Genomic DNA, 7,784 nt, shown 5'->3' with positions numbered 1-7,784 from the left:
GGACGAAGTCCGGGCCCGCGCCTTTAGACGCGAGCCCGGGGCCCGTGGGTTATACCCTAAGAGCAAACCACCCTTTTTAAGGGTGGTTCTGATTGTGGGTCAAATATGAACGTTGTGTTAATGAGTCGGTGGACGGTGGTGTTTTTCGGTGAGCGGCGTATCCTTCCAACGGTTTATCTAGTGTGTCAGTTGAAAGGAAGAGGGCGCTCGTCATTGTTTGAATGTGAACTGCCGTTTGACCACAAGACGTTGCATCTGGAGCTCGAGGATAAGAACTTCGCGGGTGTGATGGAGGGTCATCAAAACGAGTTTAAGACCACGAAATCGCAGGAAGAGCTGGTAGAGGAGTCGCTTGCCAACCCTTATGGCTCGCCTTCACTCGAGGAACTTTGTGCTGGCAAGAAGGATATCGTCATCATTAGCTCCGACCATACGCGTCCCGTTCCTTCGCGTGTGACGATGCCTATTCTGCTGCATCACATCCATTCTGCTGCGCCTGAAGCGCGCGTTCGCATTCTGGTTGCTACGGGTATGCATCGTCCGTCGACGCACGAGGAGCTCGTCAACAAGTACGGCGAGGAGATCGTTGCCAACGAGGAAATCGTTATGCACGTCGCGACTGACGACAGCATGATGAAAAAGATCGGCACCCTGCCTTCTGGTGGCGAGTGCATCATCAATAAGATTGCCGTCGATTGCGATCTGCTGCTTGCCGAGGGCTTTATTGAGCCGCACTTCTTTGCTGGTTTCTCCGGCAGCCGCAAGTCCGTCCTGCCTGGCATCGCCAGCTACAAGACCATCATGTACAACCACAACGGCCAGTTTGTGAACGATTCTCATTCGCGTGCCGGCAACCTTTGCCACAATCACGTGAGCGAGGACATGTTTGCCGCTGCCGAGATGGCTCACCTTGCCTTTGTGCTCAACGTGGTGCTCAACGGCAAGCACGAGGTCATCGGCTCCTTTGCCGGCGATATCCACAAGGCGCACGAGGCTGGCTGCGAGTTCGTGAAGAGTCTTGCCGGCGTTGATCCCGTTGAGTGTGAGATTGCCATCACCACCAACGGTGGCTACCCGCTCGACCAGAACATCTACCAGGCCGTGAAGGGCATGTGCTCTGCCGAGGCTACGCTTCCCGAGGGCGGTGTGATCATCGACGTCGCCGGCTGTGCCGACGGTCACGGTGGCGAGGGCTTCTATCACAACATCGCCGACAACGATCCGGCGGAGTTTGAGCGCGCTTGCATCGATCGTCCTAAGGACGAGACCCTGCCCGACCAGTGGACGAGCCAGATCTTTGCCCGCATCCTGGCGCATCACCCTGTGATCATGGTCACCGACCTGTGCGATCACCAGATGATCAAGGATATGCACATGACGCCGGTCAACACCCTCGATGAGGCGCTCAAGCTCGCCTTTGAGATGAAGGGTGCCGATGCCAAGGTGGCCGTCATTCCCGATGGCCTGGGCGTTGTCGTCGCTCAGCACTAGTACGCGGCCTAAACGAATCGTTTATAACCGACAAGAAAGATAAGGTATTATGCTTACCAAACTCCTCTGCGAATTCGGCGCAACGGCCCTCATGATCATCTTTGGCGTGGGCGTACACTGCGATACCGTGCTCAAGGGCACCAAGTATCAGGGCTCTGGTCATATGTTTGCCATCACCACTTGGTCTTTTGGCATCTCGGTCGCTTTGTTTATCTTTGGCGGCGCCGTGTGCATGAACCCCGCCATGGTGCTTGCCCAGTGCATCGTCGGCCTGGTGCCGTGGAGCAGCTGCATCCCCTTCATGGTTGCCGATATGCTCGGCGGCTTTGCGGGTGCCGTGATCGCGTGGTTGATGTATGCCGATGAGTTCAAGGCTTCCGATGGTGTCATCGATCCCATTGCTCAGCGCAACATCTTCTCGACCAACCCCACCACCGAGGGCACCAACTATGCCCGTAACTTCTTCTGCGAGGCTATCTGCACCTTCGTGTTCATCAGCGCCATCCTTGCTGCCGCTAGCCGCGCTGGCGAGAACGTTCTGATGCTCGCCATCTGCGTCGGTCTGATCGTTTGGGCTGTTGGCATGGGCATGGGCGGTATCACCGGCTTCGCCATGAACCAGGCTCGTGACCTTGGTCCTCGCATGGCCTATCAGGTGCTGCCGATCAAGAACAAGGCTGACAACAACTGGAAGTATGGCCTGCTTGTTCCTGGCATCGCACCGTTTGTCGGTGCCGCTCTGGCCGCGCTGTTTGTGCATGGTTTCTTGGGCATGTTCTAGTCTGAGGCTACATAGTTGTTCGCTGGCCGCATGGGGTAACTTCCCAGCGCGTCCTCGGACATGCAAAAAGGCTCGCTGCGCACTTCGTGCGGCGAGCCTTTTTGCGTCCTGCGGAATGCGCTGGGAAGTTACCCCATGCGGCCAGCTGCGGGATCTTTGTTGCGCTTGAGCAAGCAATCCAAAATATAAATCTGAATTTGGATGGGAGGGGCTTGTTGCTGTTGGGGGCGTTGAAGCGCGAGTGACACTTTGGGATGCGTGGCGGCCTGGGTTGGGGCGATGCTTTGGGATGAGCTTCTTACTTAGTTGAAGAGGGGCTTGATGGCTGAGAGGTAGTCTTTGGCTACGTCCTCTTTTGGGGCTTCGAAGTTGTGCCAGGCCCACCATTGGACCATTCCTACGAAGCTTGAGGCTATGTGGTGTAGTAGGAAGCTGCGGTCCATGGTGGCGGCGGGGCCGTTTGGGTCGGTGGGGACGGTTTCGGCTGCTCGTGACATGATGGTCTTGCGTAGGCTGTCGGCGAAGACGCGTGAGCCGGCGCCGGCTACGAGGGCTCGAACGCCCTGGCGGCGCGCCCAGAGGTTGTTGAGAATGTGCTCGACCTGCACGAGTGGGTCGTCGAGTGGTGTGCCATCGTCGTCGAGGGCGTGGGTGCAGATGTCGCTCACGAGCTCGGACAGTAGGTCGTCTTTGCTCTTAAAGAGACCGTAGAATGTCGCGCGGCCTACGTGAGCGCGTGCGATGATGTCGCCGACGGTGATCTTGCCGTAGTCTTCTTCGCACAGCAATTCGGAGAATGCCGAAACGATGGCGGCGCGGCTTTTTGCCTTGCGGGCGTCCATGGCTATGCGTCCGCGTGAACGAGCAGGCAGCGGAGCGTGCCGGAGCAGTCCTCGTAGGGGCGCTTGCCGGCGCCGTAGCCGACGGCCTCGATGCGGTAGCGGACTGGCAGGTGCTCGGACGTACGCAGTGCGGCGACGATGGCGGCGCCCGTGGGCGTCACGAGCTCGCCGGCGACCGGTGCGGGCGTGAGGGCGATATTGCCTGCTTGGCATAGGTTGACGACGGCGGGCACCGGGATGGGCATAAAGCCGTGGGCACAGTGGATGGTGCCGTGACCCTCGGAGAGCGACTCGACAACAATATCCTCGATACCCAGGTCATCGAGGCAGATGGCGACCGAGCAGACGTCGACGATGGAATCGATGGCGCCTACCTCGTGGAACATGACGGTCTCGGGCGTTTTGCCGTGAGCCTTGGCCTCGGCGGCGGCGAGCGCGGTAAAGATGGCGATCGCGCGTCGCTCGGCGCCATCGCTTAGCTGTGAGCCGTCGATGATCGTCGTGACATCGGCCAAAGAGCGGTGGTGATGGTGGTGGGCGTGATGGTGACCCTCGTGGTCGTGGCCGTGGCCATGTGCGTGCTCATGGCGGTGCTCGTGTTCGTGTTCGCCATGATCATGATGCTCATGCTCATGTGTGTGCTCGCCAGCTGCTTCGTTGCCGTAGAGCCAGGCCATGTCGTGATCATGGTTCTCGAGCTCCTCTGCCAGCTGAACGTCAAAGTCGCAGGCGTCGATGCCATGCTTGTTTACGCGGGTGACGGCAATCTCAAAGCCGCCGACCGGCAGCGTGGCGAGCTGTTCGCGCAGGTGCTCCTCGCTGGCGCCCAGGTCGAGCAGGGCTGCGACGGTCATGTCGCCGCTGATGCCCGAGGTGCCGTCGATGATAAGCGTGTGCTGATGGCTGGACATAGAATGCTCCTTAACGGGCGCAGGGCGTGCCGGCGCTCAAATGATTGATAAGACTTGCCTGGTAGGCGGCGCCGAAGCCATTGTCGATGTTGACGACTGAAACGCCGCTGGCGCAGGAGTTGAGCATGGCGAGCAGTGCGGCCACGCCGCCAAAGCTCGCGCCATAGCCCACGCTGGTGGGGACGGCGATGACCGGACAGCTCACAAGGCCGCCGATAACGCTCGCCAGGGCGCCTTCCATGCCGGCGATGGCGATGACCACCTGCGCCTGGGCAAGTTCCTCAGCATGAGCGAGCAGGCGGTGCAGGCCGGCGACACCTACGTCGTAGAGTCGATTGACCTCGTTGCCGTAGAACTCGGCCGTCAGTGCCGCCTCTTCGGCGACGGGCAGGTCGCTCGTGCCGGCGCAGGCGACGACGATGCGTCCGTTGCCGGTAGGGGAGGGCTTGCCACCCACCAGGGCGAGCTGGGCGTCCGGGACATATCCCAGGTCGATGTCGTTGCCAAGAAGCTCAGCGGTGCGCGCGGCTTTTTCGGCATCCAAGCGTGTGACTAGGATGCGCTCCTGGCCGGCATCGCGCAGCGCTTCGATAATGGCGGCAATCTGCTCGGCGGTTTTACCGGCACCGTAGACAACCTCGCCGGCTCCCTGGCGCACTCCGCGCGAAAGATCGAGCTGTGCAAAGCCCAAATCGGCGGTCGGAGCCGTCTGGATGCGCGTGAGGGCGTCGGCAGGGGTGACTGATCCGCCGGCAACATCGCTCAGCAGCTGCTCAAGATCTCGCTTATCCATATATGTTCCCTTCGACGGCGCAAAGTCTAGCACTCAAAGGGTATGTTTCCGAACACTAAGACAAAATTGTTCGGAAACTATAGGACGGACTGATTCAATTGTTAGACGGATCGGCTAGTCGCGCAGGATGATGTCCATGGCGAGCATCAGGTTGCGCTCGTCGATGGCAAACGGGGCGGCTTCGCGCGTCTTGGGCTTGGCGCAAAACGCGATGCCCGTGCCCGCGGCCTGGATCATGGGGATGTCGTTTGCCCCGTCGCCAATAGCGACCGTGTGGGCCATGTCGACGCCGCACTCAACTGCCCAGTCCAGCAGCTGGATGAGCTTGGACTCCTTGGTCACAATCTCGGCAGCCAACTTACCGGTAAGCTTGCCGTCCACGACCTCTAGGCGGTTGGCCAGGCAAAAATCGATGCCCGCGGCGGCTGCGATCTTGTCAGCGACCTCGTGGAAGCCGCCGCTTACCACGCCGACCTTCCAGCCCTTGCTGTGTGCCGAGCGCACAAGCTCCAGCGCGCCGGGGGTAAATGTCACGCGCTCAAAAGTGCGCTCGAACGCGCTCTCATCCAAGCCGGCAAGCAGCCCCACGCGCTCCTCGAGCGCTTGCTTAAAGTCCAGCTCGCCGCGCATGGCGCGTTCGGTGATCTGCGCCACCTGCTCGCCCACGCCTGCCTCCTCGCCCAACAGATCGATGACCTCCTGGTTGATGAGCGTGGAGTCGATATCCATAACAATGAGGCGTGCAGTCATGACGGGCCTTTCCAAGTGCTGTTTTATTGGGGCATATTGTCGCACGTGACGAGCGCGGGCGGGTGCCGCGGTGCGTCAATTGTTTCGTCTCCGTCAAGTCTTTGGGCAGGAGCTACTTTTCCGCGGCACATCGACACAGGTGCGATAAGATAGAACGCCATGTCTGGCTGCGCGGTTTACGCAGGCTGGGCAAATCTGTACGACGCCGCCCGGAACGACACGGGGCGGCACAGATCCATAAAGGAGGATCACTGGTATGAGCCAGACCCGTCCCATCGACGAGCATTCCATGCACACCCGTACCTGCGGCGAGCTTCGCCGCGAGAACGTGGGCGAAGAGGTCACCCTCACCGGTTGGGTGAGCCGTCGCCGCGACCACGGCGGCCTTATCTTCTGCGATCTTCGCGACCGCGAGGGCATCACGCAGCTCACCTTCGACCCCGAGCACTCCGACGGCGACGCCTTTAAGATCGCCGAGACCATGCGTCCCGAGTGGCCCATCAAGATCCACGGCGTCGTGCGCTCCCGTGGCGAGGAGACCACCAACACCAAGCTCGCGACCGGCGAGATCGAGGTCCTGACCGACCACGCCGAGGTTCTCAACACGTCCGTCACCCCGCCGTTCCAGATCGAGGACGGCATCGAGACCAGCGAGGACACCCGCCTGCGCTATCGCTATCTGGACCTCCGCCGTCCCGAGATGATGGCCAACCTCAAGCTGCGCTCCGACTTTACCTTTGCCATTCGCGAGGCGCTGCACAACCGTGAGTTCATGGAGGTCGAGACGCCCTCCCTGTTTAAGTCCACGCCCGAGGGCGCCCGCGACTTCATCGTTCCCAGCCGTATTCAGCCGGGCAACTTCTACGCCCTGCCGCAGTCCCCGCAGCTCCTGAAGCAGCTGCTTATGGTCGGTGGCGTCGAGCGCTACTATCAGGTTGCCAAGTGCTTCCGCGACGAGGACCTGCGTGCCGACCGTCAGCCCGAGTTCACTCAGGTCGATATCGAGATGTCCTTCGTGGACCAGAACGACGTTATGAGCGCGCTCGAAGAGGTCCTGGCCGATGCCTTCGGCCGCATGGGTGTCGAGATGCCCACGCCGCTGCGTCGCATGAACTACTGGGAGGCCATGGACACCTATGGCTCCGACAAGCCCGATACCCGCTATGGCATGCATCTGGTCGACCTGACCGACATCTTTGCCAACTCCAAGTTCAAGGTCTTTGCGACTGCCGCAAACGAGGAGGGCTCTGTCGTCAAGGCCATCAACGCCAAGGGCGCCGGTGCCTGGGCACGCGCCAAGATCGATAAGCTCGCCGGCGTGGCTTCCACGTTTGGCGCCAAGGGCCTGGCATGGATCGCCTTCCGCGAGGATGGCTCCATCAACAGCCCCATCGTCAAGTTCTTCTCGGACGAGGAGATGGCGGCTCTGCGCGAGCGCATGGACGTCGAGCCCGGCGACCTTGTGATGTTCGCCGCCGGCCCGCGCCTGCTCTCTGACGAGATCCTGGGCGGCATGCGTTCGCACATGGCCAACGCGCTCGAGATCAAGCGCGAGGGTCACGACTTCCTGTGGGTCGTCAACTTCCCGCTGTTCCATTGGGACGAGGATCGCAAGGCCTATGCTGCCGAGCACCAGCCCTTTACCCTGCCGACCGAGACCGACATCGCCAAGATCGAGGCCGATCCCCTGGCAGCCGGTTCGTGCACCTACGACTTTGTCATGGACGGCTTTGAGGCCGGCGGTGGCGGTATGCGTATCCACAACGCCGAGATGCAGATGTCCATGCTCAAGCTCCTGGGCTTTACCGAGGAGCGCGCCGAGTCTCAGTTTGGCTTCCTCATGGAGGCCCTCAAGTTTGGTGCGCCCCCGATGGGCGGTTTCGCTCTGGGCCTGGACCGCGTGTGCATGCTGCTTACCGGTTCCGACTCCATCCGCGACGTCATGGCGTTCCCCAAGACGGCCAGCGGCTCCGACCTCATGTCGGGTGCCCCGAGTGCCGTTAGCGGCGCCCAGCTCAAGGACGTCAGCCTGCGCCTGATGTAGGCGAGCGACTACATATTGCTTGCAACGAGGGAAGGACGTGTGTCTTCCCTCGTTTTTTATACGCCGAGATTGTGAGGGCATGGGGTGACCGGGCGTCGCGGAAACTGCGTCTCGGAATTTGCGTCCAGAACGGGTCGCGCTTTCCCAAAGGGGGGTCCTCTGGGAAAGCGCG

At 60.9% G+C, this 7,784-nt stretch carries 7 protein-coding genes; 3 read left to right on the top strand and 4 right to left on the bottom strand.

From position 1 onward, the window contains the following. Positions 1 to 213 precede the first annotated feature (213 nt). Together larA and larD are read left to right on the top strand one after the other, a co-directional pair. The gene (larA, locus tag I2D57_RS09555; RefSeq protein ID WP_195362316.1) at positions 214 to 1,491 is read left to right on the top strand and encodes a nickel-dependent lactate racemase; all 1,278 of its coding nucleotides are present in this window, start codon (positions 214 to 216) and stop codon (positions 1,489 to 1,491) included. Positions 1,492 to 1,540: 49 nt separating this feature from the next. Then, positions 1,541 to 2,272 (top strand): D/L-lactic acid transporter LarD, encoded by a 732-nt coding sequence (gene larD, locus I2D57_RS09550; protein WP_195362315.1) that lies wholly within the window; start codon positions 1,541 to 1,543, stop codon positions 2,270 to 2,272. 302 nt (positions 2,273 to 2,574) lie between these two features. Here larD and I2D57_RS09545 read toward each other — a convergent pair whose 3' ends face one another. From I2D57_RS09545 to serB, 4 genes are all read right to left on the bottom strand, one after another. Beyond that, positions 2,575 to 3,114 (bottom strand): TetR/AcrR family transcriptional regulator, encoded by a 540-nt coding sequence (locus I2D57_RS09545; protein WP_195362314.1) that lies wholly within the window; start codon positions 3,112 to 3,114, stop codon positions 2,575 to 2,577. A gap of 2 nt (positions 3,115 to 3,116) precedes the next feature. After that, positions 3,117 to 4,025, bottom strand: coding sequence for a nickel pincer cofactor biosynthesis protein LarC (gene larC / locus I2D57_RS09540; protein ID WP_195362313.1), 909 nt, complete (start codon positions 4,023 to 4,025; stop codon positions 3,117 to 3,119). A gap of 10 nt (positions 4,026 to 4,035) precedes the next feature. Continuing rightward, positions 4,036 to 4,818 carry a nickel pincer cofactor biosynthesis protein LarB gene (gene larB / locus I2D57_RS09535; protein ID WP_195362312.1) on the bottom strand — a complete coding sequence of 261 codons (783 nt, stop codon included), beginning with the start codon at positions 4,816 to 4,818 and terminating at the stop codon, positions 4,036 to 4,038. A 114-nt stretch (positions 4,819 to 4,932) separates the two neighbouring features. Beyond that, positions 4,933 to 5,568, bottom strand: a complete 636-nt coding sequence (gene serB, locus I2D57_RS09530) for a phosphoserine phosphatase SerB (RefSeq protein WP_195362311.1) — start codon at positions 5,566 to 5,568, stop codon at positions 4,933 to 4,935. Positions 5,569 to 5,824: 256 nt separating this feature from the next. Between serB and aspS the strand changes: the two genes are divergently transcribed. Continuing rightward, positions 5,825 to 7,612 (top strand): aspartate--tRNA ligase, encoded by a 1,788-nt coding sequence (gene aspS, locus I2D57_RS09525; protein WP_117876723.1) that lies wholly within the window; start codon positions 5,825 to 5,827, stop codon positions 7,610 to 7,612. Positions 7,613 to 7,784: the final 172 nt, after the last annotated feature.

This window comes from Collinsella aerofaciens (genome assembly GCF_015553355.1).
Classification (GTDB): Bacteria; Actinomycetota; Coriobacteriia; order Coriobacteriales; family Coriobacteriaceae; genus Collinsella; species Collinsella aerofaciens_V.
Note: the sequence above shows the minus strand (reverse complement) of the source record. Positions and strands in the feature narration are given on the sequence as shown.

What these genes read in the sequence shown, in the direction of transcription:
- larB (WP_195362312.1), bottom strand. Translation starts at nt 4,818, where the DNA reads ATGGATAAGCGAGATCTTGAGCAGCTGCTGAGCGATGTTGCCGGCGGA.
- aspS (WP_117876723.1), top strand. Translation starts at nt 5,825, where the DNA reads ATGAGCCAGACCCGTCCCATCGACGAGCATTCCATGCACACCCGTACC.
- serB (WP_195362311.1), bottom strand. Translation starts at nt 5,568, where the DNA reads ATGACTGCACGCCTCATTGTTATGGATATCGACTCCACGCTCATCAAC.
- larC (WP_195362313.1), bottom strand. Translation starts at nt 4,025, where the DNA reads ATGTCCAGCCATCAGCACACGCTTATCATCGACGGCACCTCGGGCATC.
- I2D57_RS09545 (WP_195362314.1), bottom strand. Translation starts at nt 3,114, where the DNA reads ATGGACGCCCGCAAGGCAAAAAGCCGCGCCGCCATCGTTTCGGCATTC.
- larD (WP_195362315.1), top strand. Translation starts at nt 1,541, where the DNA reads ATGCTTACCAAACTCCTCTGCGAATTCGGCGCAACGGCCCTCATGATC.